This is a genomic window from Xanthomonas albilineans (assembly GCF_002939705.1).
Classification (GTDB): Bacteria; Pseudomonadota; Gammaproteobacteria; order Xanthomonadales; family Xanthomonadaceae; genus Xanthomonas_A; species Xanthomonas_A albilineans.
In genome coordinates, this window is the sequence record NZ_MDCB01000025.1 from 1 (window position 1) to 26,925 (window position 26,925).

Consider the following 26,925-nt stretch of genomic DNA (forward strand, 5'->3'; position numbering starts at 1 on the left):
GCGCCGGCCTTGAGCACGGCGAGGATGGCGACGATCACCTCCACGCCGCGGTGCAGGAACAGTGCGATGCGATCTTCCGGGCCGATGCCGTGAGCGATCAGGTGATGGGCGAGTTGGTTGGCGCGGGCATCGAGGTCGGCATAGCACAGCGTGCACTGGCCATCGACCACGGCGATGGCCTGCGGCGTGCGTGCGGCCTGCTGCTCGAACACGCTGGGCAGACAGCGCTGGTCGGCGAAGACGCGATGCTCGCGGGCGAGGCGTTGCAGCCATTGCTGGCGCTCGGTGGTGTTGAAGAGCGGCAAGCGCTCCACGCGGCAGTGTTCGTCGGCGACCATGCCGTGCAACACGGCGAAGAAGTGGTGCAGATGGCGCTCGATGGTGCTGCGCTCGAACAGTGCGGTGGCATAGCCGAGCGTACCGACGATGCGGCCATCGTGCGCTTCCTGCAGTCCCATTTGCAGGTCGAATTTGATCGTCTGCGCTGGCAGGCCGAATTGTTGTAGCCGCAAGCCCGAAAGTTGCAGTGCCGATTCCGGCAGGTTCTCCCAGTTCAACATCACCTGGAAGAGTGGATGCGCTGCCAGATTGCGCTCAGGGTTGAGTATTTCGATGAGTTGATCGAACGGCAGATCCTGGTGGGACTGCGCCGCCAAGGTCGTCGCGCGTACCTGTGTCAGCAACTGGGCCACGCTAGGGTTGCCCGACAGATCCAGCCGCAGTGCCTGAGTGTTGACGAAGAAGCCGATCAGCGGTTCCAGCTCTTCATGGGTGCGGTTGGCTACAGGGGTTCCGATCACCACTTGATCCTGTCCTGACAGGCGCGACAACAGCACTGCCCAGGCGGCCAGCAGGGTCATGTACAGGGTCGTGCCATGACGTTGACCGAGCTGTTTGAGCGCGATGCTCTGGGCGTGGCCCAGTGCGAATGCGATGCTGTCGCCGGCATAGTCCTGGTGCGGCGGGCGTGCGTGATCGGTGGGCAGTTCCAGCAAAGCCGGCGCGCCTTGCAGGTGGCTGCGCCAGAAATCGCGCTGGCGTTCGTGCACCTGGCCGCTGATTCGTTGGCGTTGCCAACTGCTGTAATCGGCGTATTGCACGCGAAGTGGTGGCAGTGGGTCGGCGCGGCCTTCCAGGAAAGCGGTGTACAAAGCGCCCAGTTCGCGCATCAGTACACCGATCGACCAACCGTCGGAGACGATGTGATGCGTCGTGATCAGCAGCAGGTGCTCCTGCTCGGCCAGGCGCAGCAGGCGGCCACGCACCAGGGTGTCGTGTTCCAAATCGAAACGTGTGCCGGCTTCTTCGGCGGCGTGGTCGTGCGCGGCTGCCTCGGGGTCGGGCAATGTGCGCAGATCGATACAGTGCAGTGGAAAGCGGCTCTGCGCATCGGCGATGCGCTGTACCGGGACGTCGTGTTCCATCGCAAAACGGGTTCGCAACGCCTCGTGCCGATGCACGATACGGTCCAACGCGCGGCGCAATACGAGGCTGTCCAGTGCGCCGCTCAAGCGGACGCCGCCGGGCATCAGATAGGCGAGTTGGCTCTCGGGATCGAAGCGGTCCAGGAACCATAGGCGTTGCTGGGCGAAGGAAAGCGGCATTGCCGCATGGCGATCCACCGTAACGATCCGCTGTGCGTCGCTGCGCTCGCTGCGCTCCATGCATTGCGCTAGTGCCTGTAATTGGCTGTGGTTGAACACATCACCGATCTGTATTTCTACGCCGAGGCGGTCGCGGATGCGCGCGATCAACTGCACGGCCAACAGCGAATGCCCGCCCAGGGCAAAGAAGTCGTCGCCACGACTGACCTGTTCGACACCGAGCAGCTCGCGCCATAGCCCGGCGAGCACGGTTTCCAGTTCGCCTTCCGGGGCCAGGTAGGTCTGCGTTGCCAGCGCGTCGGCACCCGGGGCTGGTAATGCCTTGCGATCCAGCTTGCCATTGGTGGTCAATGGCAATGCCTTTAGTTGCACATAGGCCGCTGGCAGCATGGCCTCGGGCAGTCGCGCAGCCAGCTGCGTGCGCAGCGTGTCGGCGCCAAGTTGCTCGGCATCGCCGACCAGATAGGCGACCAGGCGCGGCTCGCCAGGGCTGTCCTCGCGCAGCAACACGACCGCGTCCTGCACGCCGGTGCAGGTGCGTAGCGCGGCTTCTATCTCGCCCAGTTCGATACGGAATCCGCGCAATTTGATCTGATCGTCGTTGCGGCCGAGATAGTCGAGCGCACCATCGGCGCGCCAACGCGCCAGATCGCCTGTGCGGTACATGCGCGCGCCAGGCTGATCGGCGAACGGATCGGGGACGAAGCGTTCGGCGGTCAGGTCTGGACGACCGAGATAACCACGGGCCAATTGCATGCCGGCGATGTGTAATTCGCCGGCCACGCCGAGTGGAGCCAACTGAGCGTAGGCATTGAGGACGTGCAATTGGGTATTGGCGATCGGTCGGCCGATCGGCACCTGGGTGACGTCGGCCTCGCCGCATTCCCAGGCACTGACGTCCACCGCTGCTTCGGTCGGGCCGTAGAGGTTGTACAGGCGTGCCTGCGGCAGACGGGTACGCGTGTCACGTGCCAGATCGGCGAGCAGCGCTTCGCCGCTGCAAACGATCCGGCTCAGCGTGCGGCATGCACCTTGCGGCAGTGCATCGAGAAACACGCGTAGCATTGATGGCACAAAGTGTGCGGTGTCGATGCTGGCCTGTTCGATCAACGTCTTAAGATAGGCCGGATCCTTGTGGCCGCCAGGTTGCGCCAGCACCAGACACCCGCCCACGCGTAACGGCCAGAACAGCTCCCACACCGAGACGTCGAAGCCAATGGGAGTTTTTTGCAGGACGCGCTGTTGGGGTTGCAACTGCAAGGCTTGCTGCATCCATTGCAGACGGTTGTCGATGGCGGCATGGGTGTTGACCACACCCTTGGGTGTGCCGGTGGAACCGGAGGTGTAGATGACGTAGGCCGGATGCTGTGGGTGCAATGTGGCAACGACCGGCGCATGCGTTGGCGCGCAGGCCCACGCCGATGGCGCTTCATCCAGCAGGATGGTGTGCAGATCCTCGCGCGGTGTGAGCAACGCGGCGCTCTCGCGGTGGGCCAGCAACACGCTGGGCCGGGCATCGGCGCACATGGCGTGCAGGCGCGCAGCCGGGACGTCGCTGTCCAGCGGCAGATAGGCGGCACCGGCCTTGAGCACGGCGAGGATGGCAACGATCAGATCGATGCTGCGCGGCAGGCACACGGCGACGATGCGTTCCGGTACGACGCCCAGCCCGATCAGATGATGGGCGAGCTGGTTGGCGCGGGCATCGAGTTCGGCGTAGTGGATTGCCTGGGTCTGCGCCACGACCGCGATCGCCTGCGGCGTGCGCCGCGCCTGTGCGGCGATGGCGTGATGCAGGAAGCCGCTGCCGTCGAGATCGGCAGTGGTGGCGTTGAAACTGTGCAACTGCGCCAGTTCCTGCGGCTCGATTGCCGAAAGCGTGGAGACTGCGGCGGTATCGTCAGCGCTCATCCGTGCTAGCAAGGTCAGCAACTGGCGTACGTGGCGTTGAATGCGTGCACGGGTGAACAGCGCCGTGGCGAAGACTAGGCTGCCGACGATGCCATCGTCACTTTCCTGCATCGACAGTTCCAGATCGAACTGCGCGGCGCGATGGGTGCCTGGTAATGTTTCCACCGTGAGCGCTGGCAGCGTGAGCTGACCTTCCGATGCGTTCTGCCAAGCGAGCATTACCTGGAAAATCGGGTTGTGCGCGGTGCTACGTACGGGATTGAGCGCTTCAACCACATGCTCGAAGGGAATGTCTTGGCATGTCTGGGCGGCCAGCGCTGTCGCCCGGGTTTGCGCCAGGAGCGCGGCCACGCTCGGGTTGTGTCGCAGGTCGATGCGGATCGCCAGCGAATTGACCAACATACCGATCAACGGTTCCAGTTCGGCATGATGGCGATTGGCGATCGGCGTACCGATCACGACCTGGTGCTGGCCCGACAAGCGGGCCAGTAACGCCGCCCAGCCGGCCAGTATCACCATGAACAAGGTGGCGCCGTGGCGCTGGGCCAGTGCCTTCAGCGCGGCCGTCTGCGCGGCATCCAGGTGGAGCGATACGAGGTCGCCGCGATGATCCTGTTGCGCCGGGCGCGGGGAGTCGGTCGGCAATTGGAGCAACGTCGGCGCGTCGCGTAGATGGGCAATCCAATGCGCCAGTTGATGCTGCAATCGCTCGCCGGTCATCCAGCGACGTTGCCAGATGGCGAAGTCGGCGTATTGGATCGGCAGTGCTGGCAGTGGATCGGGCAGTCCCTGCGTGAACGCGCCGTACAGTGCGCTCAGTTCATTGACCAGGACTCCACCGGACCACGCGTCGGTGATGATGTGATGCGCGGTCAACAGCAAGACATGGTCGCGCTCGCCCAGGCGCAGCAGGCATCCCCGCAGCAACGGCCCGCTCTGCAGATCGAATGGAGCTTGCGCCTGCGCATCGGCGTGCGCGTGCGCAGCCTGCAACGGATCGCTTGCGTCGCTGAGATCGTGCTGGGTCAGCGCAAAGCCGCTATCGGCCGGGGCGATCATCTGTTGCGGTTGTCCATCGATCGTCGCGAAACGGGTCCGTAGGATTTCGTGGCGTGCGATGATCCGGTTCAGTGCGCGGCGCAACGCGGTGGTGTCGAGTGTTCCGTGCAGTCGCAGCGCGTAGGCGAGCGCGTAGGCGGCGCCACTGTGGCCGTGTACATCGAGGAACCACAGCCGCTGTTGCGCGAAGGAAAGCGGCAGTGGCCCGTTGCGCGGACTCGGCACGATGGCTGGCTGGTGCTCTGTCGAGGTCACCGTCACGGCGTTGGCCAGATCGGCCAGGCGTGGGTGCGCGAAGATGTCGGCCAAGCTCACGGCCAGGCCCAGCTGTTGCCGCATGCGCGAAGCCAACTGTACGGCCAGCAGTGAGTGCCCGCCCAAGGCAAAGAAGTCGTCGCGACGGCCGACCTGTTCGATATCGAGCAGCGCACGCCAGAGGTCGGCCAGCTGTGTTTCCAACTCGCTTTCGGGGGGCGCATACGCTTGCAGTGCGAGTGCGTCGGCATCTGCTGCCGGCAGAGCGCGACGGTCGAGCTTGCCGTTGGCCGTCAGTGGCAGGACATCGAGCTGCACATACGCCGTCGGCACCATGTAATCGGGGAGCCGTGCACGCAACTGCGTGTGCAAGGTTTCTGCATCGAGGGTCACCGTGTCCTCGCCCACCACATAGGCGATCAGGCGCGTGTCGCCGGTGGAACGGGCATCGGCGATGACGACTGCCTGGCGCACCGCGGGGCAGGCGCATAGCGCTGCGGTGATCTCGCCCGGTTCGATGCGGAAGCCACGGATCTTGATCTGGTCGTCGTTGCGGCCGAGGAAATCCAGGCTGCCGTCTGCCAGCCAGCGCGCCAGGTCGCCGGTCTTGTACATGCGCTGGCCGGGTTGCTGGGCGAATGGATCGGGCACGAAGCGTTCGGCGGTGAGTGCGGGGCGATGCAGGTAGCCCTGCGCCAACTGGAGACCGGCGAGATGCAGTTCGCCGGCCACGCCGATCGGGGTCGGCTGACCATGGCGGTCCAGCACATAGGCACGGTTGTTCGACAGCGGCCGTCCGATCGGCACGGGCCGGCTGGCATCCGGGGCCTGATCCAAGGCCAGGGCGGTGACAAACTGGGTGCTCTCGGTCGGGCCATAGGTCTGCAGTACGCTGACCTGACCGCCGGCTTGCAGTACCGTGGTCAGCGCCTGTGGGTCGGCCACATCGCCACCGGTCAACAGCATCCGCAGCCCGCTCAATTGCGGCGCCAGCAGCGGCGCGTAGACGCGCAGCACGCCGGCGACCAGGATTAAGACGCTGATCTGCGCATTGCGCAACATGGCAGCCAGTGCAACTGGCTCGCGTAGCGTGGCGGCCGGCACCACCACCACGGTGGCACCGTTGAGCAGGCTGCCCCAGACTTCCAGGGTGGCCGAGTCAAAGGCAGGGTTGGAGGCGAAGGCGACCCGGTCGCTGGCGCGCAGCCGCGCCGGTCCGTCCTGCATGACCAGGTTGAGGACGGCATGCTGGGGGATGACCACGCCCTTTGGCTGTCCGGTCGATCCGGAGGTGTACATGACGTAGGCCGCACCGAGCGGGTGCGTGAATGGCCGGGGCGGTGTCGCTGCCTCATCAAGCAGGATGTGTTGCAGGTCGACGCAGCGCAGGCCGGGCACATCCAACGGCGGAGCCTGGGTATGCACCAACGCCAGCCGCGCATGGCAGTCGTGCAGCAGGTAGGCGAGGCGTTCGGTGGGTTGCTCCAGATCCATCGGCACATACCAAGCGCCGCACATCAGTACGGCCAGCTGCGCCACGATGAGGTCGGCCGAGCGCGGCAGCAGCAATCCTACCGGCTGGCCCGCCAGCAGGCCGTCCTGTTGCAAATGATTGGCCAGGCAAGCGGCGCGATTCCAGAGTTGCGCATAGCTCATGTGCAGCGCGCCATCGATCAGCGCCGTTGCTTCTGGAGTACGCTGGACCTGGGCGAGCAAGGCGTCGGACAGTCGCGGGAACGGTGGTAAAACCGCCTGGGCGGCGTTGAAGTCGTGCAGCACACGATGGCGTTGTGTCTCCGGCACCCAAGGCAGCCGATCGACCCGGTGACCATCGTGGGTGCTCATCGCCTGGAGCAGATGGACGAACTGTGCGGCGTAGTCCTGGATCGTCGCCTGGTCGAACAAGGCCGTCGGATATTTGATGCAACCGCCCAGCCTGCTCTCGGACTCCTGCATCTCCAGGATCAGATCGAAGGCGCACATGTTCGATGCGTTCGGCAACGGCTCTAGTCGCAATCCAGGCATCTGTAACGATTGGTCGCCGCTGAAACCATCCAGGCTGAACAGTGTCTGGAAGAGGGGGGTGTAGCTCAGGCTGCGGTTCGGTTGCAGCGCTTCGACGACGCGCTCGAACGGCAGTTCCTGGTGATCCTGTGCCTTCAGTACCACGTCGCGGACGTGCGCCAGCCATTGCCCCACGTTCGGTGTTGCGGATACGTCCAGGCGCAACGCCAGCGTGTTGATGAAACAGCCGATCAGCCCTTCCAGGTCCGGATGCGTGCGTCCGGCGACCGGGGTGCCGATCATCACCTCGTCGGTCGTGCTGATTCGGGTCAGCAGCAGGGCCCAGCCAGCCAGCAGGGTGACGAACAACGAGCATCCATGGCGCCGCGCCAGTGCGTTTAGCCCTTGTGCCAACGCAGTTGGCAGCAGCAGTTCGACCACTGCGCCCTGGTAGTCCTGGATGGCTGGACGCGCGCGGTCGGTCGGCAGCGCCAGCAGCGTCGGGGCGCCATTCAGTTGCCCTGTCCAGAAGCGCAGTTGCGCATCGAGCGTGTCGCCCTGTAATTGCTCGCTTTGCCAGATCGCATAGTCCGCATACTGGATGGGCAATGGCGACAGCGGATCGGGTTGCTGGCGGACAAAGGCGGCGTACAAGACTTCCAGCTCGCGCAGCAGAATGCCGATCGACCAGCCATCGCAGACGATGTGATGGAAGGTCAGCAGCAGCACATGCTCCTGCGCCGTCAGCCGTAACAGACGCCCGCGCACCGGAGCGCCCAGTTCCAGATCGAAGGGCTGTCTGGCTTCGTATTGCGCGATGCGTGCGATGTCCAGCGTGCTCGCATCTTCATGCACGAGTGGGAAGCGCATGGTTGCGTGAATGCGCTGACGAACCTGCCCATTGACTTCGATCAGGCTGGTGCGCAGTACTTCGTGGCGCAACACGATGCGATCCAGTGCCGCTTGCAGAGCGTCGATGTCCAGTGCGCCGATCAGGCGCACGCCATTGGCCATGTGGTAGCTGATGGATGCCTGAGGGTCCAGCTTGGCGAGCAACCACATGCGCTTTTGCACGAAGGAAGCCGGTAGGCTCTTGACGGAGTTATCCATGACGGGTGCATTCCTCCAGCAAGCGCGATCGCGATAGGTGCAGGAACGTCTGCTTGCCTGGACACGACCAAGGACGCCGTGGTTGCCTGTTGCATCGAAGCAGGATCATTGACATCGGGCCTTGCACGTGTTTTGCTCAGGTGGAGGTTGTCTGTAGTTGATTTTTAGGCGCAGTTGCCGGTGCACGCTTGACTGGTAGTGACGGCGATTTGTCCTTGGCGGCCTCGTTTGCGCGCGATAACGCGCTTCGCTACCTGGCGACCGATGTCTGATAGGCTCAGGTGCTCTGCACGCTTGGCGTGATTGCCGGTGACGCTGATAGGCAACTCATCGGCGCGAATGAGCAAGTCGCCTGAGGCAGGCTCACGCACTATGCGATGCGTCGCAGTCGCCCGAATAGATTGGCGATCCATACCTGGGCAATGCTGGAACTCGGATCCGCATGAACTTTAATGCGTGTGTTGCATCGACGAGTGCGCCACCAGCCGTCGTACCGCGCATTCGCGGCGTCGGCACTGCCACGCCTGACCATCGCTATTCGCAGTCGGATGTGTTGCAGCGCTTCGGGATCGAAGACTCCCGTCGGCGTCTTGTGTTCTTGCAAAATGGCATCGACTCGCGCAGCTTGGTATTGCCCGAGAGTGATGGGACAGCGCAGGCACCGCGCGAAACGCAGGCACAATTGCTCGACAAACACCGTGATATCGGCCTGGAAATCGGCGAGCGCGCATTGACTCGCTGTCTGCAGTCGATTGGTGCATCGCTGGAAGACGTGCGTTATCTGTGTTGCGTCACCACCACTGGCTTGCTGACCCCCGGCTTCAGTTCGCTGTTGATTCAACGCTTGGGAATGCGTCAGGACTGTGCTCGCTTGGATGTCGTCGGCATGGGCTGCAACGCTGGCCTGAACGGCTTCAATGCGGCGGTCAACTGGACCCATGCCAATGCGGGAAAACTCGCGATCTTGTTGTGCATCGAAGTGTGTTCGGCGGCTTACGTCGACGACGACGGGATCGAGACGGCGGTCGTCAACAGCTTGTTCGGCGATGGCGCAGCGGCATTGGCAGTGATCGCCGATGGCGATGACAGTGGCGATCCTCATTTAGGGCCGCGGGTGTGCAAATTCGCTAGCCAGGTGATTCCCGAAGCGCTGGATGCCATGCGTTTCGTTTGGGATGAAACCCATGGAAAGTTCCATTTTCGTCTGCATAAGGACGTGCCCTACGTGGTGGGGGCCAATGCGCCGACGGTGGTCGAGCGTTTGCTGGAGGGCACCGGGTTGCGTCGCCGCGATATCGCGCACTGGTTGGTGCATTCGGGTGGGCGCAAGGTCATCGATGCGATCTGCGCTAACTTAATGCTGACCAGCCACGACATGCGTCACACCATCGATGTGCTGCGCGAGCATGGCAACATGTCCAGCGGCTCGTTTCTGTTCTCATACGCGCGACTGCTCGATGAGGGGCAGATCCGCCCAGGCGATTGGGGCGTGATGATGACGATGGGGCCGGGATCGTCGATCGAGACGGCATTGTTGTGCTGGTAAGCCAAGTTTGATTCCGTTCATGAGCCCTGCGAATTTTCCATGAAACATCTCTCCAACCCCGCCCTGCATGTCGTGCATCTGGATATCGACGCCACCAGCATGCTGAGCGAGGCGTTGATTCAACGCATCAGCCTCGCCTGCGATGAGGTCGAAGACACTGCAATGCCTGCCGTGTTGCTCCTGCATTTGCGCGGTACGGCCACGTTGCCGGCTGACGTATCGTGGCCGGGTCTGGTGAGTCTGGATGTGGTCGGTCGCTGGGAAAAGGCGATGCGTCGCTTCGAGCGGCTGGAAGGTCTGTCACTGGCCTGCATCGAGAACGCCTGCACGGCCGGGATGTTGGATGTACTGCTGGCGGTGGATCGGAGCATCGCTATGCCGGGCGCCAGCATCCGCATGCACAGCGGCGAAGCCGCGTGGCCGAGCATGGCGATGCGGCGCATGAGTACGCGTCTGGGTATCGGCGCGGCGCGCGCGGTGTTTCTGTTCGAAACCCAATTGGATTGCGCGCGCATGGCGCAGTTGGGGGTGGTCGATCAGGTCAGCGACGATCCTCAGGGGCTGATCTCCACATGGTTGGCGTCCCTGGCGGGCGTCGACATGCAGGTGCTGCCGAGTCGGCGTCTGTTGCTGCTCGAAGGCGCCGCGCATTCCTACGAACAGGCCGTGGGTCAACATCTGGCTGCCTGCGACATGGAACTGCGCCGCCGTCAGCGGCGCGTAGCACAACAGACGCCGGCCGAACACGCGCAAGACACATGCGTGCGTATGGCCTCGACATGACCCTGCTGGCGGAACAGTTGACGCAAGTGCGTGCATTGGCGGCCTGGAGCGAACAGGAGCTGCTCGCCTTGCCAGTGCCTGCGCGGCGCGACCCGGCACAGGCGCAGTGCGCTGCCGCCGTGCATGCGCGCTGCCGGGCCGCGCGCATGGAGTTCATGCGCCAGCATGGCGGCTGGTTGTACGCGACGCTCACCCAGGATCATGCGTTGGCGCTGCGCCTGGACGAGTTGTTGCACGCAGTTGGCGATGCTGTGCCGGGTTTGTTGCCGAGCCAGGCGCAATGGGCGCGCGAACACGCCTGCATCCAGGCGGAAAAAGAAGGCTGGGAGATCGAGCAGGCCATCGTTCTGTGGGGCGTGTTGCGCCAGCCCGAGTGCGGCCACCATCTGATCGACAGCATGTTGCGTCCGAGCGCGCGTGCGCTGGCGTTGCTGCCGCAGTTCCGCAACGACGCGCAGGTGCAGATCGGGCCGGTGCATGTGCAGCGCCGTGATGGCGCGGCCTGGTTGACCGTCGCCAATCAGAGCGGTCTGAATGCCGAGGACAACGCCTTGGTCGAGGCGATGGAAGTGGCGGTCGATCTCGCCCTGCTCGACGATGAGGTCATGGTCGGGGTCGTGCGTGGCGGTTTGATGGAGCATCCCAAGTACCGCGATCGACGGGTGTTCTGCTCGGGCATCAATCTTCAACATTTGTACCAGGGCAAGATTTCCTTTGTCGATTTCCTGCTGCGCCGCGAGTTCACTTATCTCAATAAGATTCGCCGCGGCCTGTGTTGGCCGGGCGCGGATGTGCGCGAGCAGGGCATCGAAAAGCCCTGGGTGGCGGCGGTGGATGCGTTCGCCATTGGCGGCGGCCTGCAATTGATGCTGACCTTCGATCATGTGGTGGCCGAACGCCAGGCGTATTTCGTATTGCCCGCGGCCAAGGAAGGCATCGTGCCTGGTTCGGCCAATTTGCGTCTAGGCGCACGCGTGGGGCATCGGGTCAGTCGCGATATGATCCTGCGCGGACGCATCATCCAGGCCGATGAACCCGACGCCGCTGGCTTGGCCGACGCGGTCGTCGCCAGCGAGGCCATGGATGTAACCATCGCCCACGCTGTGCAGCAGATGCGCAGCGAAGCGGTGGCGCCGAACCGGCGCATGTTGCGGGTGGCGGAGGAATCGCCGGAGGATTTCCGCCGATACATGGTCGAATTCGTGTTGGTGCAGTCCAGTCGCATCTATGCGGGCGACGTGCTGGCCCGCTTGCGCCAGCGGTGGGCTGCATGAGCAGGCAGCCCACCGCTGACTTGGCCGCTGTGCCGCAGTTTGAAGCGGCAATGCTGGACCCGGCCGAGTTGCATCCCTGCCTCGGCGAGCCAGTGCTGGGGGCGATCGATTTTCTCAACGAAGTCATCGACCGCTATCCGCAGGCGATATCGTTCGCGCCTGGCGCACCGGCGGCGGCGTTGCTGGAATCGTTGGACCTGAACGTTTATCTGCAGACCTATCTTGCGCACATGATGCGCACCGAGGGCCTCAGCGAGCAGCAGGTGCGGCGTCGTCTGTTTCAGTACGGCCCCAGTCGCGGCATCATCAATGCACTGCTCGCGCAGGCGCTGCGCCAGGATCAGGGGCTGGATATCGCGCCGTCGAGCATCGTGGTCACCGTGGGCTTCCAGGAAGCGATGTTCCTGGTGCTACGTGCCTTGTTCGCCCAGCCCAGCGATGTTCTGGCGGTGGTGCAGCCGTGTTTCGTCGGTGCGATGGGCGCGGCGCGTGCGCTCGCGATCCCGTTGTTGGGCATCGACGAGGTCGATGGTCGCGTCGATCTGCAGGCCCTGCATCGCGCCTGCGCCCAATTGCGTGCGCAGGGCCGCCGTGTGCGCGCTTTGTACGTCGCGCCGGATATCTCCAATCCTTCGGGCAGTCTGCTGGATCGCGCGCAGCGCCAAGCCTTGCTCGATGCGGCCGATGCGCACGATTTCTACGTGCTGGAGGACAGCACCTACGGTTTCACTCTCCGTCCGGAGCATGCGGTTCCGTCATTGAAGGCGATGGATCGCAGTGGACGCGTGATCCATCTGGGCACGTTCGCCAAGATCGCCTTGCCGGGAATCCGCGTCGGCTTCGTGATCGCCGATCAGGGCGTGGCCGGGCAGCCCCCACGCGTGCTGGCCGATGCTCTGGCCACGCTCAAAAGCATGGTGACGGTCAATACCTCGCCGGTCTGCCAGGCCATCGCCGCGGGCATGCTGCTGGCTAGTGGGGGGTCGCTCGCGGCGCTGGGCGCGGATCGTGCGGCGTTCTATCAGGGCAAGCTCGCCTGTCTGCTGGCGGCGTTGCAGCGCGAACTCGGCGATGTCGCCGCCACGCATCCGGCCTTGCGCTGGAACCGACCGCAGGGCGGATTTTTTGTCTGCCTACATCTCGGTGTGACAGTGGATACGGCCTTGCTGGAACTGGCCGCACGCGAATATGGCGTGCTGTGGACGCCGATGCGCATGTTCTATCTGGACGAGGGTGGGCAGCAGACCCTGCGTCTATCGTGCAGTTATCTGACCGAGGCGCAAATCGACGAAGGGGTGAAGCGGCTGCACCGCTTCCTGTGCGATCCGCGGGTGCTCGGATGAACGAGATGCCGGTGTTGTTCGAACGCGATGGTCATATCGCGCGCATCACCCTCAACCGTCCGAAGGTGTTGAACGCGCTGGATCTGGCGACGCATGCGGCCTTGGCCGACGCCTGGGATAATTTCGAGCGCGACGACACGCTGTGGGTGGCCGTGCTCAGCGGCAGTGGCGCGCGCGCGTTCTCGGTCGGTCAGGATCTGAAGGAACTGGCGGCGCGTCTGCACGCGGGGGCGCCGTCGTCCTCGTTCGGCAGCCACGGCGCGCCCGGTTGGCCGCGCCTGACCGAGCGCTTCGAGCTGTGCAAGCCGGTGATCGCCAAGGTCAACGGTTTGGCGTTGGGAGGCGGATTCGAGTTGGCTCTGGCCTGCGACATCATCGTCGCCGCCGACACCGCCGAGTTTGCCTTGCCCGAAGCGCGGCTCGGGTTGATCCCCGGTGCCGGCGGGGTGTTCCGCCTGACCCGTCAGCTGCCGTATCGCACGGCGATGGGCTATCTGCTGAGCGGTCGGCGCATGGATGCGGCGCGTGCCTTGGCCCTGGGTCTGGTCAACGAGGTGGTCGCGCCGGAACACCTGGATGCCTGCGTGGAGCGTTGGGTGCAGGATCTGCTGGCGTGTGCGCCGTTGTCGCTGCGCGCGATCAAGCAAGCCGCGGCCACGTCGGCTTGCCTGCCACTGGCCGAGGCGTTCACCACCCGGTATTCCTGGGAAGAGCGTCGGCGGCTCAGCCAGGACAGCCGCGAAGGGCCGCTGGCATTCGTGGAGAAACGTCCGCCGCGATGGAGTGGCCAATGAACGCGTGCATACTGGCGGCGATCGGTCGAATCCGGATCGATGGTGCCGCCTCGCCCCTGCCAGAGGGGACGATGTGATGTTCATTCGGCGCTATCTACGCCGTCATGCCGGCACATTGGCGGGTATGTCGCTGCTGTCGGCGGCCAGTGCGGGCGCTTCGATGTTGCTGCTGGATTATCTCAACGCGACCGCGACCAACCTGCTGCACACGCCGATGGGTGACGCGCTGCTGCGCGGTGCGTTGCTGCTCGGCGCCGCGCTGGTGGTGCGCCTGCTGTCTGCGCGCCTGGCGGCGCATGTGGGCAGCGGATTGATGGCGGAACTGCGCGGGGAGCTGTCCACGCGCTTTCTGGCTCTGCCCCTGGAGCAATTGATGCATCGCAAGCACGCCGTGTTCGGTGCCTTGATCGGGGATGTCGCTCGTCTGACCCAGATGATCCAGATGGGGCCGATGCTGTTGACCAACAGCCTGCTGTCAGTGGGTGGATTGCTGTACCTGGCCTGGGTCTCGCTGTCGTTGTTCGCGGTGGTAGTGCCTTTCATCGGCTTGTCGGGCGTGTTGTTCTATTTCACCCGGCGCTTCACCGGGCCGGCTTTCGACCGGATGCGCAAGGCCGAGGAGCGCCTCAATGGACTGCTGCGCACGCTGGTGGAGGGCAAAAAGGAACTGACCTTGTCGCCGGCGCGTGCCGGTCATTTCGCGCGCATGCAGTTGCGCCCGGCAATCGAGAACGCCCGTTGCACCCAGTTCGACACCAGCATGCATTGGGGCATCAGCGACGCCTGCGCCGAGTTGCTCGGCTATGGCTGGGTCTTGGCGGCGATCCTGGCCGGACGTTATCTGTTCGCGGTACCGTCGCCCACCATTTTGCACTTCGTCATCACTGGCTTGTTCATCAGCGGTCCGCTCAATGCGCTGTTCGATCTCGGCGCCCAGGTCGCTAGCGCATCGGCGAGCGTGCGTCATTTGCGCGAGGTGGGGCTCGACGATGCGCCAAGCGCGCCGTTTGCTCCCGCACTGGCCGCAGACCTCCAGGACGGCAGCGTGCCCGCAACGGTGGAAGCCACATGGACCACGCTGCGCCTGGAGCGCGTGATCTATCGCTATACCGGTGCCAATGGCGACGACTTCCAGTTCGGCCCGGTGGATCTGAGCTTGCGGCGCGGTGAGACTGTCTTCGTCACTGGCGGTAATGGCAGCGGCAAATCGACACTGTTGTTGCTGCTCAGCGGACTGCTGCGGCCCAGCGAGGGACGCATTCTCGTCGATGGTCGCGTGCTGGGCGAAGACTTGGCGCTGACGCGCTATCGGGCCATGTTCAGTGCGGTCTTCTTCGATTTCATGTTGTTCGAACACGTGATCGGCGCCGACGCCGCACCGGCTGATCCGGCTCAGGTACAGGCTTGGCTGGAGCGGGTGAATCTGGACGCAAAGGTCGATTTCGACCGGATCCAGGGCGTGTTCTCGCAGGTGGAGCTGTCGCAGGGGCAGCGCAAGCGCCTTGCCCTGGTTCAGGCGTGCCTGGACGACCGTCAGATCATGCTGTTCGACGAACTCACCGCCGATCAGGACCAGGCTTTTCGCGAGCGGTTCTATACGGTGCTGTTGCCGGCCTTGCGTGCCAGTGGCAAAACATTGGTGTTGGTCACCCACGATCAGGGCTACCGTCATGTGGCCGACCGCGTATTGACCCTCGACTATGGTTGCATGACCGAATCCTCGCCGGTGTGCGGGGAACAGGACGATCTACACACAGACGCCCCGGCGCTGCACAAGCGGCAGGCCCACGGTATCGTGTCGGGCGTCTGATCGAACAAGATTCACGGGCGCGTCGAACGTGCGGCCGGCGCCCAGCGCATCGTCAGATGCGTGCAATATGCCGCCACTCATCCCCATCGGAGGACGCACACATGTCAATCCAAGACGACGAACAAGATCATAACTATGTCGTGGTGATCAACCACGAGGAGCAGTACGCATTGTGGCCGGACTATGCCGACGTCCCGAATGGGTGGTCGGTGGTGTTCGGCCCCAATCCGAAGCAGGCTTGCCTGGATTATGTCAACGAGCACTGGACCGATATGCGTCCGAAAAGCCTGCGCGATGCGATGGCGGCGGCGGGGCACTGAGCGCCATATCGTCCCCCTCCTGGCGGCGTGTGCTGTCGGGAGGGGCAGGGGGCGAGCATGTGCGCTCTGGCGTTTTTGCCGCTCAGGGCGCGGGAAGTCGCAGTTCCCGCATTGCGAACAGGCACTCGCCGTCGATGTCGCGCGTGCGGCAGTGGCTCAGGAATTGTTCGGCCTCGCGCAAGCCCCGATGCTCGCCGGATGGGTTGATTGCCAGCACATGATTGAGCCAGGGCTCCTGGCCCATCGTATAGATGCCGGAGCCGCAGCAGGATGTCCGGACGAAGATGCTCGCGATGGCGATGGGTGATCAGTACATAGTCGATGTGCGCGGGCAGGATTGATCCATGGGTCACCCATCAGTGCCGGGTCCCGCGCCGCCTGTGCCGGTGGAATCGGCTGTCCCAAGAATCCAGTGATTCAGCAATGGGCGCGCTACCGCGTTGGCACGCAAGTAGCCGCGTGTATCGGACATGGGGCGTGCCCGGGTCAGAGGGTGATCTCACAACGGCCGAACAGCAGTTCGGCATGGTGGCCCGCCGCACGCGCGGTCGCTTCCAATTGGCGCGCTTCGCGGAATTGCGGCAGATCCTCCGAATACAGGATGCTGGTGATGTGGGTGACCCAGGGTTCGGCGCCCATAGCGTAGACGTAGAGCCGCTCGGGCAGGAAGAACGCCTGCAGCGCACTGGCCAGTGCGTGGTCGCAGCCATCGAGTCGGCGCGATTGGTCCTCGCCGCGGGTCAGCATCTTCTGCAGCAGCGGGCCGTACAGCCACGTCGCCGGCGCGCCGACGCACTCCATGCCCAGGAACATGCAGTGAATCTTTGGGAACATGGCTTTCAGTTGCGCATAGAATTCGACCATCGGTGGACGCGAGTCGGCGAACAGCACGCAGACCTTGCCGTCCAATTCCACCGCGTGTACCAGTTTGGCGCGGATATCCAGATCGGCATGCTCGCCGTAGAACGGCGCACCGACGATTCTTCCCCGTGGGAAACGCAGTTCTTCGTAGTCGGCCAGTTCCACCACATTGGAAAAGCCGCATTGCTCCAGGCACAGCTTCAGGGAAATATCCTGTAAATCGCCGCCGCCGGCGCGTCCCACCACCACGGTGCCGATGCGGTGACGGATCCGCAGCAGCGATTCCATCACCACATGGTCCTGGTGTGGATGGGTGATGAGCAGATAATCGATCTTCGCCGGTAGATCGTCGAAGGTGAAATGGTCGATGGCGCATTCGCCGGGATAGCTGATCAGCGGATCGATCAGGATGCTCACGCCCGCGCCTTCGATCAGTACGCAGGCATGGCCGAAGTAGCGCACGCGCACGCCGTCCGGGGCAGGATGCTCGGGCAGCGGCGCGTCGGTCAGCAACGCGCGGGCGTCCTCGCGCGTGGTGCCGCTCGGTGCGTAACCCAGGATCAGATCGATCAGGGCCTCGGCATCGGCCATGCCGCCGCACAGCTGGTCCCAGAACGGATCGGCGAACGGCGCATTCAATTCCAGCGAGCCGGCGGCCGATGGCAATTGCGGCGTGCTGAGCGCAAATGCGCGCTCCTGGTCGCTGACCGGCTCCAGCACCGCACTTTGCAGGCCGGGGTCGTAGGCGCTGCTGGCGTAGAACTGGCGCTCCATGAAACGCACGCCAGGCTGCTTGCTGACGTCGTAGAAGATTTCCAGCTTGTCGCGGATCAACGGGTCGAACTTGGCGTACAGCCCGGCCAGGCCGGCGCCCTTGGCCTCGCTCTGCAACACGCTGTAGACCGCGCTGATCGCCTCAGCATATTGCAACTGCGTTGCGCAGCGTTGCAGGGTCTGATCGCGGAACGCACGGATGTCGGCTACGTCGCCGGCATGATCGATGAAGGGGCCGCCACGCATGTCCGGCTCGCGCAGCGCCGCGCGGTGCTGTTCCGGATCCTCCAGGAACGACTCCATCATCGACAGATGCGAGTGCTGCGTGTACAGGCCGAAGGTCAACGGCGAGATCAGATAGGGATGGGCAAACCATCCGTTGACGCGCGGAAGCAGACGGACATGCTCGGAGAGCCGGAACCAGGGGGATGTCATCATGGGCGGGCCTAGGGAACGTGCAGCAGCGTAGGCGTGCAGTGTGGCATGCAGGGCACGCAGCGGCTTGCACCATCGTGGCAACCGCTTGCCGCAGCGCGCCATTCCGGCCGTGCCGGGGCCTGCGTGCTGTGCGTGGCTATGGCACCCCGTGCATCATCCGCCGCAGCAGCGGTGCGGCGAGGAAGGCCAGCACCGCACAGCCCGCGCCGATCCATAGCATGAGCCAGAACAGATGCGCGTACTTGGCGGCGGCGTCGGCGAGGTCGAGCGCCTGACCGTCCGGCACCTCGATCGCGGCCAGTTTGCCGAACAGCGCCGCCAGCGCCTCCGAGAACGCGGTCGCCAGGAACCAGGTGCCCATCATCAGGCTGACCACGCGCGGCACCGCAAGCTGGCTCACCGCCGACAGGCCGACCGGCGACAGGCACATCTCGCCGATCTCCAGCACGAAGTAGGCCAGCACCAGCCACCACACGCTGGCGACCTGTCCGCTGCCGCCGACCTGCTGTGCGGCCAGCGCGAGCGGGACGAACGAGAGTCCGGCCAGCAGCAGGCCCAGCGCCGATTTGGCCGGCTTGGACGGTTCGCGTCCGCGTCGCGCCAGCCACGCCCACAGCGCCGCGAACAGTGGTGCCAGCAGCACTAGGAACAGCGCACCCAGGTAGGTCAGCGAACCGGCGGTCTGCGGCAACACCAGGCAGTCGCGGAGCAGGAACAGCAGCATCAACGCACTGAACGCGACGAACAGTGTGCGCGGCGCGGTCGAGCCGGGGCGGCGGTCGGAGAGCGTGGCGGCCAGGACGAAGCCCAGCGGCGCCAGCAACAGCGAGGCGATCGACCACGGCAGCGGCGTGCCGTCGTGGATCACCAGGGTCGGTACGATGTCCTTGGTCATCAGTCGGTCGGTGAAGGTGACCCACGACCCATAGGTCTGCTCGTACAGGGTGAAATACACCAGCGCCATCGCGATCAGCACCATCAGCGCGATCATCTGCTGGCGCTGCACCGGGGTGCATTGCGTGCCGCTGAACCAGGCGAACCACAGCAACACCGCGCCGAGCACTAGCAGCATCAGCAACAAGGCCAGCGAGATTTCGCCGCCGAGGCTGAAGGCGCCATTGGCCGCGGCCCACATCAGCGCGGCGACCGGCACCACGCCCAGCACCGCCGCCAGATATATGGCCCATTCGCGTTTAAGCCCGAGCACGCGTTCGCGCAGCAGCGCCGGCTGTGCCGGTTCGGCATGTCGGTGCAGATATTTCTGCCCCCACAGGAACATGCCCAGGCCGAGCACCATGCCGATGCCGGCGGCGCCGAAGCCGTAGCGCCAGCCATAGGCTTCGCCGAGAAAGCCGCAGACCAGCGACGCGAACAGCGCGCCCAGGTTGATCCCGGCATAGAACAGCGAGAACCCGGCGTCGCGGCGCGGGTCGTTGTCGGGGTAGAGCTTGCCGACGATGGTGGAGATGTTCGGCTTGAGGAAGCCCACGCCCATGATGATCAGCGCCAGCGACAGGTAGGTCACCCCCAGCGCCGCGGTATCGCGGACCACTCCGCCATTCACCCGCGTGGCGGCATGGCCCTCGACAGCCATGCCTAGGTGGCCGAGCACCAGCAACAGACCGCCGAACACCACCGCCTTGCGCATGCCCAGCCAGCGGTCGGCGAGCAATCCGCCCAACACCGGCACGCAGTACACCAGTCCACCGTAGGCGCCGAGCAGGTCGAGCCCGGCCTTGTCGCCGAACAGGTGGTACTTGGTCAGATACAGCAGCAACAGCGCCTTCATCCCGTAGAAGGAAAAACGTTCCCACATCTCGGTGAAGAAACAGACGTAGACGCCCTTGGGATGACCGAGAAAATCGTCGCGGGTATCGCGCAGCGGTAGCGAGGACACAGACACTATCGATCTCGATAGGGGGACAGCGGCGCAGTATAGGTGTGCCGACGCCGTGCCTGGATCGCCGCGTTCGCAAGCACGCGATCCGTTTTTCACGCGCAGTGTCATCTTGCGTCGGTCACCTTCTTCCCTCGTCGGTCCTTCTGCACGGTCCGATCACTTTGGCCTGCGCCAACACGTTGCTTGCTTGCGCACTGGACTTGCCGCGTCCCAGCCGCTAGCGTGCAGGGCGTTTTTTCGTTTCAGGGATTGCCATGAACAACACTGCCGCGCCGCGTCAGCTCACTTTCCGTGCGGTCGTGCTGGCGATCGTGCTGGCCGTGGTGCTGTCGGCCGCCAATGCCTATCTCGGGCTGTTCGCTGGGCTGACCATCGCCACCGCGATTCCGGCGGCGGTGGTGTCGATGGGCGTGCTGCGCCTGCTTGGCGGCGGCACCATTCTGGAAAACAACATCGTGCAGACCGGCGCATCGGCCGGCTCGTCGATTGCGGCCGGCGTGATCTTCACCATCCCGGCGCTGGTCATCATGGGTTACTGGCCAGACTTCAGATATTGGTGGGTGCTGGGCATCGCCGGCATGGGGGGGCTGCTCGGCGTGCTGTTTTCGGTGCCGCTGCGCCGGGCGATGATCGTCGAGGATCCGCTGCCGTTTCCCGAGGGCAAGGCCGCCGCGGAAGTGCTCAAGGCCGGCGAAAATCCCGGTCCCGGGCTGAAGATCCTGAGCCTGTCCGCGGCGATCGGCGGCTTGGTCAAACTCGGCGCGGCCAGTGGCTTGAAGGTCATTCCCGATACCTGGGCGCAGGCGGCCTATCTGGGCGGCAGCAAGATGGTCGGTTACGTCGGCACCAGCCTGTCGCCAGCGCTGCTGGGCGTGGGCTACATTGTCGGACTCAACGTCGGCATCGTGGTGCTGTTCGGCTCGATCCTGTCCTGGCATCTGGCCATTCCGCTGTACCAGCAGTTTTTCATGGGTATGGACCCGGTGCTGGCGCACAGCCTGGTGGGCGCGTCGGCGGCCGAAGCGGCGTTCGGCATCTGGGCCGCCAAGGTCCGCTACCTTGGCGTGGGCGCGATGCTCATTGGCGGGGTGTGGACGTTGTTCTCGCTGCGCAGGTCGCTATTGTCCGGGATCCGGAGCGGGTTCGCCGCCGCGCGCAAGCGCAGCGATGGCAACGTCGTCGACGACACCGACCGTGACCTGCCGATGAAGTGGATGCTGCTGGCGCTGCTGCTGTGTACGCTGCCTTTGTTGGGCCTGTACCAGACCATCGTCGGCCAGTGGCATGTCAGCGTGCCGATGACCGTCATCATGATCGTCGCCGGCTTCCTGTTCGTTTCGGTTTCCGGCTACCTGGCCGGCCTGATCGGCTCGTCGAACAACCCGGTATCGGGCATCACCATCTCCACCATCCTGTTCGCCTCGGCGGTGCTGGTGCTGCTGCTCGGGCGCGATTCGCCCATCGGCGCGGTCGCCGCGATCATGATCGGCGCGGTGGTGTGCTGCGCGGCCGCGGTCGGTGGCGACAATCTGCAGGATCTGAAAGCCGGCTATCTGGTTGGGGCGACGCCGTGGAAACAGCAATTGATGCTGGCCATCGGCGCGTTCTCCTGCGCGTTGATCATGGCGCCGGTCTTGAATCTGCTGGCCCAGGCCTATGGCATCGGCGCGGCGACGCCGCAGCATCCCAATGCGTTGGCCGCGCCGCAAGCCACGTTGATGGCGTCGGTGGCCAAGGGCTTGTTCGGCGGCGAACTGCCATGGACCATGATCTGGATCGGCATGGGGGTCGGCGCGGCGATCATTGCCTTGGATGCGTGGCTGAAGCAGAGCGGTAAACGCTTCCGTGCGCCGGTGCTGGCCGCTGCCATCGGTATCTACCTGCCGCTGGAGCTGATGGTGCCGATCTTCCTCGGTGGTCTGATCACGCATCTGGTCGAGCGCTTCCACAACATCCACGCCGATGACGAAGCCGGGCGCGACCGCGTGCATCGTCCCGGCGTGCTGTTCTCCGCTGGCCTGATTACCGGCGAGGCGTTGATGGGGATCGCCATCGCCGTGCCGATCGTGCTCTCCGGCCGTGCCGACGTGCTTGCGTTGCCGGGCGGGTTCCATTTGAACCAGTGGTGCGGCCTGGCGCTGTTGGCAATCGTCGGAGGGATGCTCTACCGCACCGGCCGCAAGGGGGAAGTGGCGGCTACGCCGCAGGGCTGAGTCCCGCGCCACAGTGTTGTTCCGTCGCGCGGCCGCCTGCCGCGCGGCGGCTGTTGGCAGGTGCAGATGCGACGCCCTGGTGCGTGCGTCGTCATCCCAGACGCTGCGCTGGTCGGTGCCATGTGCTTTGCGTTCCAGCGACACGCGCCACGCTGCTCCCTAAAGTCCCGGCGCTCTGCCATGACTTCATGCCTTTGCCCACGCCCACCGGCATGCTTAACATCTATCTTTTGTCCTGTTTTGGAGACCCTTGATGACCTTGCGTTACGCTCTGCTGCCCTTGGCCCTACTGACCGTCTTGCCCGCGCTGGCGGCCCCGCGTGGTTTCGATGTCCGCGACATGGTCGCGCTGGATCGGGTGTCCTCGCCGTTGCTGACGCCCGATGGCCGCAGCGTGATCTTCGCCAAGCAGCAGATGGACAAGGCCACCGACAAGGCCAGCACCGCGCTGTGGCTGCGCGATCTGCGCGGCGGCGATGCGGCCACGCCCAAGCGGCTGACCCCGGAGGGCTGGAACGTCAATACGCCGCAGCTGTCGGCCGACGGCAAGACCGTGTATTTCCTCAGTGCCAAGTCTGGCCGGCAACAGGTGTACGCGCTGCCGCTGGCTGGCGGCACGCCGCGCCAGCTCACCGATGTTCCGCTGGATGTGGACAGCTACCACGTCGCGCCGCAGGGCGACCGCGTCGCCTTCAGTGTCGCCGTGTTCCAGGACTGCCTGTCGGACCTGGGCTGCACCCAGAAACGTCTGCAGGCGAAGAAACAGGCCAAGGCCAGCGGCGAGGTGTTCGACCATCTATTCGTGCGCCACTGGGACGCCTGGAACGATGGCCGTCGCAACAGCCTGTTCGTCGCGGCACTGCCGGGCGGGGCCAAGGCCAAGCCGGTGATCGCCGCCAAGGCGGTCAGCGTCACTCTGGACGGCGACATCCCGTCCAAGCCGTTCGGCGGTGGTGACGACTACACCTGGGCGCCGGACGGGCAGTCGCTGGTCGCCAGCGTGCGCGTGGCCGGGCGTCAGGAGCCGTGGTCGACCAACTTCGATCTATACCGGCTGGATCCCGCCGGCAAGGCGGCGCCGGTCAATCTGACCGCGTCCAATCCAGCCTGGGATGCCGGCCCGGTGTTCTCCGCCGATGGCAAGACCCTGTATTACCGTGCGATGAAGCGCCCCGGTTTCGAAGCCGACCGTTTCGAGCTGATGGCGATGGATGTGGTCAGCGGCAAGACCCGCGCGATCGTCCCGCAGTGGGATCGCTCGGCCATCGGCATCGCGCTGTCGGCCAACGGCGCCACCCTCTACACCACCGCCGACGACATGGGCCAGCATCCGCTGTTCGCGGTCGATCTCGCCAACGGCCAGGTCCGCCGTCTCGTCGCCGACGGCACCATCGGTACCCCGGTGGTGGCCGGCGGTACCTTGGCCTTCACCCGCGATAGCCTCAAGAGCGGCGACCAGATCGTCGTTGCCGACGCCGATGGGCAACATGCCCGTGCCATCACCCCTAGCACCAGCGAGCTGCTGCCCGGCGTGGCCTTCGGCGACTACGAGCAGTTCGCGTTCAAGGGCTGGAACAACGACACAGTGCACGGCTACGTGGTCAAACCGTACAACTACCAGGAAGGCAAGACCTACCCGGTCGCGTTCCTTATTCACGGCGGCCCGCAAGGCACGTTCGGCAATGGCTGGAGTAACCGCTGGAATCCACAGACGTATGCGGGGCAGGGCTACGCCGTGGTGATGATCGACTTCCACGGTTCCACCGGTTACGGCCAGGCTTTCACCGACGCGATCAGCCAACACTGGGGCGACCGCCCGCTGGAGGACCTGCAAAAAGGCTGGGAGGCAGCGCTGAAAAAATACCGCTTCCTCAATGGCAGCAAAGCCTGCGCGCTCGGCGCCAGCTATGGCGGTTACATGGTGTATTGGATGGCCGGCAACTGGAACCAGCCCTGGAAGTGCCTGGTCGATCACGATGGCGTGTTCGACAACCGCATGATGGGGTATGCCACCGAGGAACTGTGGTTCAGCGAATGGGAAAATGGCGGGACGCCATGGCAGAATCCGGCCGGCTACGAAAAGTTCAATCCGATTGTGCACGTGGATAAATGGAAAGTGCCGATGCTGGTGATCCACGGCCAGCAGGATTTCCGTATTCCGATGGAACAGGGCTTGGCGGCGTTCGGTGCATTACAGCGCAAAGGCATCGAATCCAAGTTTCTGTATTTCCCGGACGAAAATCATTGGGTGCTCAAGCCGCAAAACAGCATTTTGTGGCACGACACGGTCAATGGATGGTTGAAGCAACATATCGGCGAATGAAAGTCACCGGGGCGCATTGCACCTTTTCGCAGAGCGCATCCGCAACATCCGCCATCGGGCCGACATGCCGCTTGATGGCGGATTTTTTCAAGCAAGCTGCACCGCAACCGCGTGACCTTTCGTGAATAGGCGCGCGGCATGCCATTGCTCGGCAGGCGGAGCCCGGGGCGGCGTCGCAATCCGCCGCCGCTGACATCGCATGGTGTGGGATTGACGGTTCTTCCGTACTTGGTATTGACAGCCGTTCCGCACCTGGCCCAGCATAGGGTTTCAATCCGGCGAAACAGGGATAGAGGCGGGAATGAAGGGAATCAAATGGGCAGGTGCCGGCGTTTTATTCCTGACGATGGCGGTCGCTGGCTTGTGTTTCATCGGCTGGCGATTGCGGATGCTGTTGAGCGTGCATACGCCGCTGGCGTGGAATACCAGGATCGAGTATTGCAAGGTCATCCACTAGCTTGCTTATCTGCCTTATGCGGGGCAGATCAAGCTGGCTGGCGCACTCGGCTTCGGTGTGCCGCTGCTGGCTTGGCTGAGCGTGCTGATTGCGCTGTTTGCTGCACGTCGCTGTGGCGTAAGATCGCAGGCACAGCGGGAAAGGTCGACTCAACGGAGAGGTCACGCGCGATGAGCCAGGACACCGACGATCAAGACGATCAAGACGATCAAAGCGACAATCCCTATCGCCCGCGCAAACTCAAGGTGCGCGATCCGCTGCACGATCTGCAGCTCCTGCGCGATATGGCGATCATCAATGCGCGGGTGCGCGCCGAACTGGGGCCGCTGCCACCTGGCGGATTGCCGGTGGAACCCAAGCGTAAACCCGCACCGTGGCCGTACCGGCCTGCCGCCGCATCCGCGACCCATCCCCCCGAGGACGACCCGATGAAACTGCAACACCTTGCCGCCACCGCCATCATGCCGCTGGCCCTGACCGCTGCGGGTTGCTCCAAAGGCATCGATGTCGGCAATGACGGCGCCACCGGTCACCTCAACCCGCATCCGGTCAAACGCTACGAAGTGATTGCCACCTCCCATGCGCCGGGGCCGTGGGAGTCGATCAAGGCATACATCGGGTACGATGTCATCAATGAAAAATGCGTGCCGATGATGCCGTTCGTTGGTGTGCGGCAAGTGCCTGGTACTGGGCTCGATGTTCCGATGACACAGGTGGACGATCACACATGGAAGGGATATTTCTACCGTGACGCCTTGCTGGACGAGGATTACTTCAAGCTTGGAGTGTGCCACTGGGATGCGACCGGTGCTGGAATTTCTGCGATAGCCAAGGGGGTGAGGTTCAATTGGGGGAATGGTCTTGAACCTCTACTGCGTGATGGTGAGCGGACCTTCTACTTTAGAAGGAGCTCATATGGGGATCAGCATCTCGTTGAGTATGGTGCTGAAACTCTCACTGGAGAAGACGATGAGGTTGTTCAGCATCCAGATGCTCACTTCCAAGTCACCATTACTGTCAGGGAAGCCAAGCTATGAACACTACCGATCAAGCACGTGCCGACGCTGCTATTAATTCCTATAGAAACCGTTCGCAGAGTGAAGTTGATGGCTCGAAAAAAATACCTCTTGACGGTCAGTACTACACAGTCTTTGGCTACGCGAACGATCCTATCAGTGGTTTCCACGCAACAGCGTATCGAAGCGTGGAAGTACCACACAACATCATCATCGCCTACCGTGGCACCGACACGGATTTATTTACTGGCGAGACCAAGGCGGAAAAAGCGCAGCATGCGCTCACCACTCTCCAGGACATCGCCGTCGATGCCACGATGGTGCGCGACGCCGTCAATCCGCAAAAAGCCGCCGCCGATGCGTTCACCGCGCAGATGCTCGCCAAGGCGGCCAAGCAGGGCATCACCAAGGACCAGGTGACCGTCGCCGGCCACTCCCTCGGCGGCGCGCTGGCGCAGATCGAAGCGGCCAAATACGGCCTGGCTGGCTCCACCTACAACGCTTACGGCGCGAGGGGGCTGACCGATGGCACGCCGCAGCCCGGCTGCCACGTGACCAATTACCGCATGGCCGGCGATGTGGTGAGCGCGGCGAGCCCTCACGTCGGCAGCATGGTGTCGTTGGCCAGTCATGACGATGTGCAGAGCCTGCGCGCTGGCCGGTATCTGGATGCGCCCGTCGGCGCGCCGCCCCCGAATGTCCTGCTGGCGATGCGATTGGGCGATCACGGTGCCGGCCAGTACTTCGGCAGCCAAAGTCCGGACAACGTCCTGGCCCCGCATCATTTCAGCGAAGCGTCGCAGCGTTACGCCGACCATCAAGCGGCCTTCGAGCATTTCACCTGGGAGGTTGCTCACGAACGTGCCGAATTGTCCCAGGCGCTACGCCAGATGCGCGCGCACCCTGGCCAGACCCATCTGCCAGCGGACATCCAGCGGCAGGTGAACGAATACCTGACGTTGAACGGGGACTCGTCGCTGCGCGATGCCATCGAACATAACGCGCACGTGCAGGGTGCAGCACACAGTTTGCACGATGCCGGCGATGCCGCGCGCTCGGTTGGCCATGCGGTACACGACATGGACGAGCGCATGGCCTCGGCGGCGCATCGGGCGGGTGTTGCGGCTTTC

General features: G+C 64.0%; 16 protein-coding genes. 11 read left to right on the forward strand and 5 right to left on the reverse strand.

Annotated elements, in window-relative coordinates; translation table 11 throughout:
* On the reverse strand, nucleotides 1-7,943 hold a 7,943-nt coding region (locus tag XalbCFBP2523_RS15000; RefSeq protein WP_146084106.1), incomplete at its 3' end, for a non-ribosomal peptide synthetase.
* A gap of 442 nt (nucleotides 7,944-8,385) precedes the next feature.
* Here XalbCFBP2523_RS15000 and dpgA point away from each other — a divergent pair.
* The 7 genes from dpgA to XalbCFBP2523_RS15035 all read left to right on the forward strand — a co-directional run bounded on the left by dpgA (nucleotide 8,386) and on the right by XalbCFBP2523_RS15035 (nucleotide 15,813).
* Entirely contained in the window at nucleotides 8,386-9,489 is a 1,104-nt protein-coding gene (gene dpgA, locus XalbCFBP2523_RS15005; protein ID WP_012915582.1) for a 3,5-dihydroxyphenylacetyl-CoA synthase DpgA, read from the forward strand.
* Nucleotides 9,490-9,528: 39 nt separating this feature from the next.
* A complete protein-coding gene (gene dpgB / locus XalbCFBP2523_RS15010; RefSeq protein WP_045765522.1) occupies nucleotides 9,529-10,272 on the forward strand; it encodes an enoyl-CoA-hydratase DpgB in 744 nt (247 codons plus the stop codon).
* Nucleotides 10,269-11,546 carry an enoyl-CoA hydratase/isomerase family protein gene (locus tag XalbCFBP2523_RS15015; protein ID WP_045765523.1) on the forward strand — a complete coding sequence of 426 codons (1,278 nt, stop codon included), beginning with the start codon at nucleotides 10,269-10,271 and terminating at the stop codon, nucleotides 11,544-11,546. The genes dpgB and XalbCFBP2523_RS15015 overlap by 4 nt, the downstream gene beginning before the upstream one ends.
* The gene (locus XalbCFBP2523_RS15020) at nucleotides 11,543-12,889 is read left to right on the forward strand and encodes an aminotransferase-like domain-containing protein (protein WP_045765524.1); all 1,347 of its coding nucleotides are present in this window, start codon (nucleotides 11,543-11,545) and stop codon (nucleotides 12,887-12,889) included. The genes XalbCFBP2523_RS15015 and XalbCFBP2523_RS15020 overlap by 4 nt, the downstream gene beginning before the upstream one ends.
* Nucleotides 12,886-13,683: an enoyl-CoA-hydratase DpgD gene (gene dpgD, locus XalbCFBP2523_RS15025; protein WP_230599040.1), complete on the forward strand. Its 798-nt coding sequence runs from the start codon at nucleotides 12,886-12,888 to the stop codon at nucleotides 13,681-13,683. Before XalbCFBP2523_RS15020 ends, dpgD begins: the two co-directional genes overlap by 4 nt.
* A gap of 76 nt (nucleotides 13,684-13,759) precedes the next feature.
* Nucleotides 13,760-15,493, forward strand: coding sequence for a cyclic peptide export ABC transporter (locus XalbCFBP2523_RS15030; protein WP_080928064.1), 1,734 nt, complete (start codon nucleotides 13,760-13,762; stop codon nucleotides 15,491-15,493).
* A 101-nt stretch (nucleotides 15,494-15,594) separates the two neighbouring features.
* A complete protein-coding gene (locus XalbCFBP2523_RS15035; protein ID WP_012915588.1) occupies nucleotides 15,595-15,813 on the forward strand; it encodes an MbtH family protein in 219 nt (72 codons plus the stop codon).
* An 82-nt stretch (nucleotides 15,814-15,895) separates the two neighbouring features.
* Here the strand turns inward: XalbCFBP2523_RS15035 and XalbCFBP2523_RS16640 are convergent, their stop codons facing one another.
* From XalbCFBP2523_RS16640 to XalbCFBP2523_RS15050, 3 genes are all read right to left on the reverse strand, one after another.
* Nucleotides 15,896-16,057, reverse strand: a complete 162-nt coding sequence (locus tag XalbCFBP2523_RS16640) for a hypothetical protein (RefSeq protein WP_155394127.1) — start codon at nucleotides 16,055-16,057, stop codon at nucleotides 15,896-15,898.
* Nucleotides 16,058-16,299: 242 nt separating this feature from the next.
* Complete coding sequence (locus XalbCFBP2523_RS15045) at nucleotides 16,300-17,886, reverse strand: MBL fold metallo-hydrolase (RefSeq protein ID WP_230596703.1); 1,587 nt, start codon at nucleotides 17,884-17,886, stop codon at nucleotides 16,300-16,302.
* Nucleotides 17,887-18,022: 136 nt separating this feature from the next.
* Complete coding sequence (locus tag XalbCFBP2523_RS15050; RefSeq protein ID WP_045765525.1) at nucleotides 18,023-19,789, reverse strand: peptide MFS transporter; 1,767 nt, start codon at nucleotides 19,787-19,789, stop codon at nucleotides 18,023-18,025.
* 251 nt (nucleotides 19,790-20,040) lie between these two features.
* Between XalbCFBP2523_RS15050 and XalbCFBP2523_RS15055 the strand changes: the two genes are divergently transcribed.
* Both XalbCFBP2523_RS15055 and XalbCFBP2523_RS15060 read left to right on the forward strand, forming a co-directional pair.
* Entirely contained in the window at nucleotides 20,041-21,999 is a 1,959-nt protein-coding gene (locus XalbCFBP2523_RS15055) for an OPT family oligopeptide transporter (protein WP_045765526.1), read from the forward strand.
* Between the two features lie 253 nt (nucleotides 22,000-22,252).
* On the forward strand, nucleotides 22,253-24,322 hold the full coding sequence (locus XalbCFBP2523_RS15060; RefSeq protein ID WP_045761773.1) for a dipeptidyl-peptidase 5: 2,070 nt from the start codon (nucleotides 22,253-22,255) through the stop codon (nucleotides 24,320-24,322).
* Between the two features lie 270 nt (nucleotides 24,323-24,592).
* Here XalbCFBP2523_RS15060 and XalbCFBP2523_RS16645 read toward each other — a convergent pair whose 3' ends face one another.
* Nucleotides 24,593-24,772, reverse strand: a complete 180-nt coding sequence (locus tag XalbCFBP2523_RS16645; protein WP_155393076.1) for a hypothetical protein — start codon at nucleotides 24,770-24,772, stop codon at nucleotides 24,593-24,595.
* 177 nt (nucleotides 24,773-24,949) lie between these two features.
* On the opposite strand from XalbCFBP2523_RS16645, the gene XalbCFBP2523_RS17275 reads away from it, so the two are divergent.
* Both XalbCFBP2523_RS17275 and XalbCFBP2523_RS16460 read left to right on the forward strand, forming a co-directional pair.
* Entirely contained in the window at nucleotides 24,950-25,816 is an 867-nt protein-coding gene (locus tag XalbCFBP2523_RS17275; protein ID WP_230599042.1) for a hypothetical protein, read from the forward strand.
* On the forward strand, nucleotides 25,813-26,925 hold a 1,113-nt coding region (locus tag XalbCFBP2523_RS16460; RefSeq protein WP_430523484.1), incomplete at its 3' end, for a Tle-like phospholipase domain-containing protein. The genes XalbCFBP2523_RS17275 and XalbCFBP2523_RS16460, both read left to right, overlap by 4 nt.

Excerpts from the sequence above, each read along its gene's own strand:
- XalbCFBP2523_RS15035 (WP_012915588.1), top strand. The coding sequence starts at position 15,595 with ATGTCAATCCAAGACGACGAACAAGATCATAACTATGTCGTGGTGATC.
- XalbCFBP2523_RS15055 (WP_045765526.1), top strand. The coding sequence starts at position 20,041 with ATGAACAACACTGCCGCGCCGCGTCAGCTCACTTTCCGTGCGGTCGTG.
- XalbCFBP2523_RS17275 (WP_230599042.1), top strand. The coding sequence starts at position 24,950 with ATGAGCCAGGACACCGACGATCAAGACGATCAAGACGATCAAAGCGAC.
- XalbCFBP2523_RS15045 (WP_230596703.1), bottom strand. The coding sequence starts at position 17,886 with ATGATGACATCCCCCTGGTTCCGGCTCTCCGAGCATGTCCGTCTGCTT.
- XalbCFBP2523_RS15015 (WP_045765523.1), top strand. The coding sequence starts at position 10,269 with ATGACCCTGCTGGCGGAACAGTTGACGCAAGTGCGTGCATTGGCGGCC.
- XalbCFBP2523_RS15030 (WP_080928064.1), top strand. The coding sequence starts at position 13,760 with ATGTTCATTCGGCGCTATCTACGCCGTCATGCCGGCACATTGGCGGGT.
- XalbCFBP2523_RS16640 (WP_155394127.1), bottom strand. The coding sequence starts at position 16,057 with ATGGGCCAGGAGCCCTGGCTCAATCATGTGCTGGCAATCAACCCATCC.
- dpgB (WP_045765522.1), top strand. The coding sequence starts at position 9,529 with ATGAAACATCTCTCCAACCCCGCCCTGCATGTCGTGCATCTGGATATC.
- XalbCFBP2523_RS16645 (WP_155393076.1), bottom strand. The coding sequence starts at position 24,772 with ATGACCTTGCAATACTCGATCCTGGTATTCCACGCCAGCGGCGTATGC.
- dpgD (WP_230599040.1), top strand. The coding sequence starts at position 12,886 with ATGAACGAGATGCCGGTGTTGTTCGAACGCGATGGTCATATCGCGCGC.
- XalbCFBP2523_RS15020 (WP_045765524.1), top strand. The coding sequence starts at position 11,543 with ATGAGCAGGCAGCCCACCGCTGACTTGGCCGCTGTGCCGCAGTTTGAA.
- XalbCFBP2523_RS15060 (WP_045761773.1), top strand. The coding sequence starts at position 22,253 with ATGACCTTGCGTTACGCTCTGCTGCCCTTGGCCCTACTGACCGTCTTG.
- dpgA (WP_012915582.1), top strand. The coding sequence starts at position 8,386 with ATGAACTTTAATGCGTGTGTTGCATCGACGAGTGCGCCACCAGCCGTC.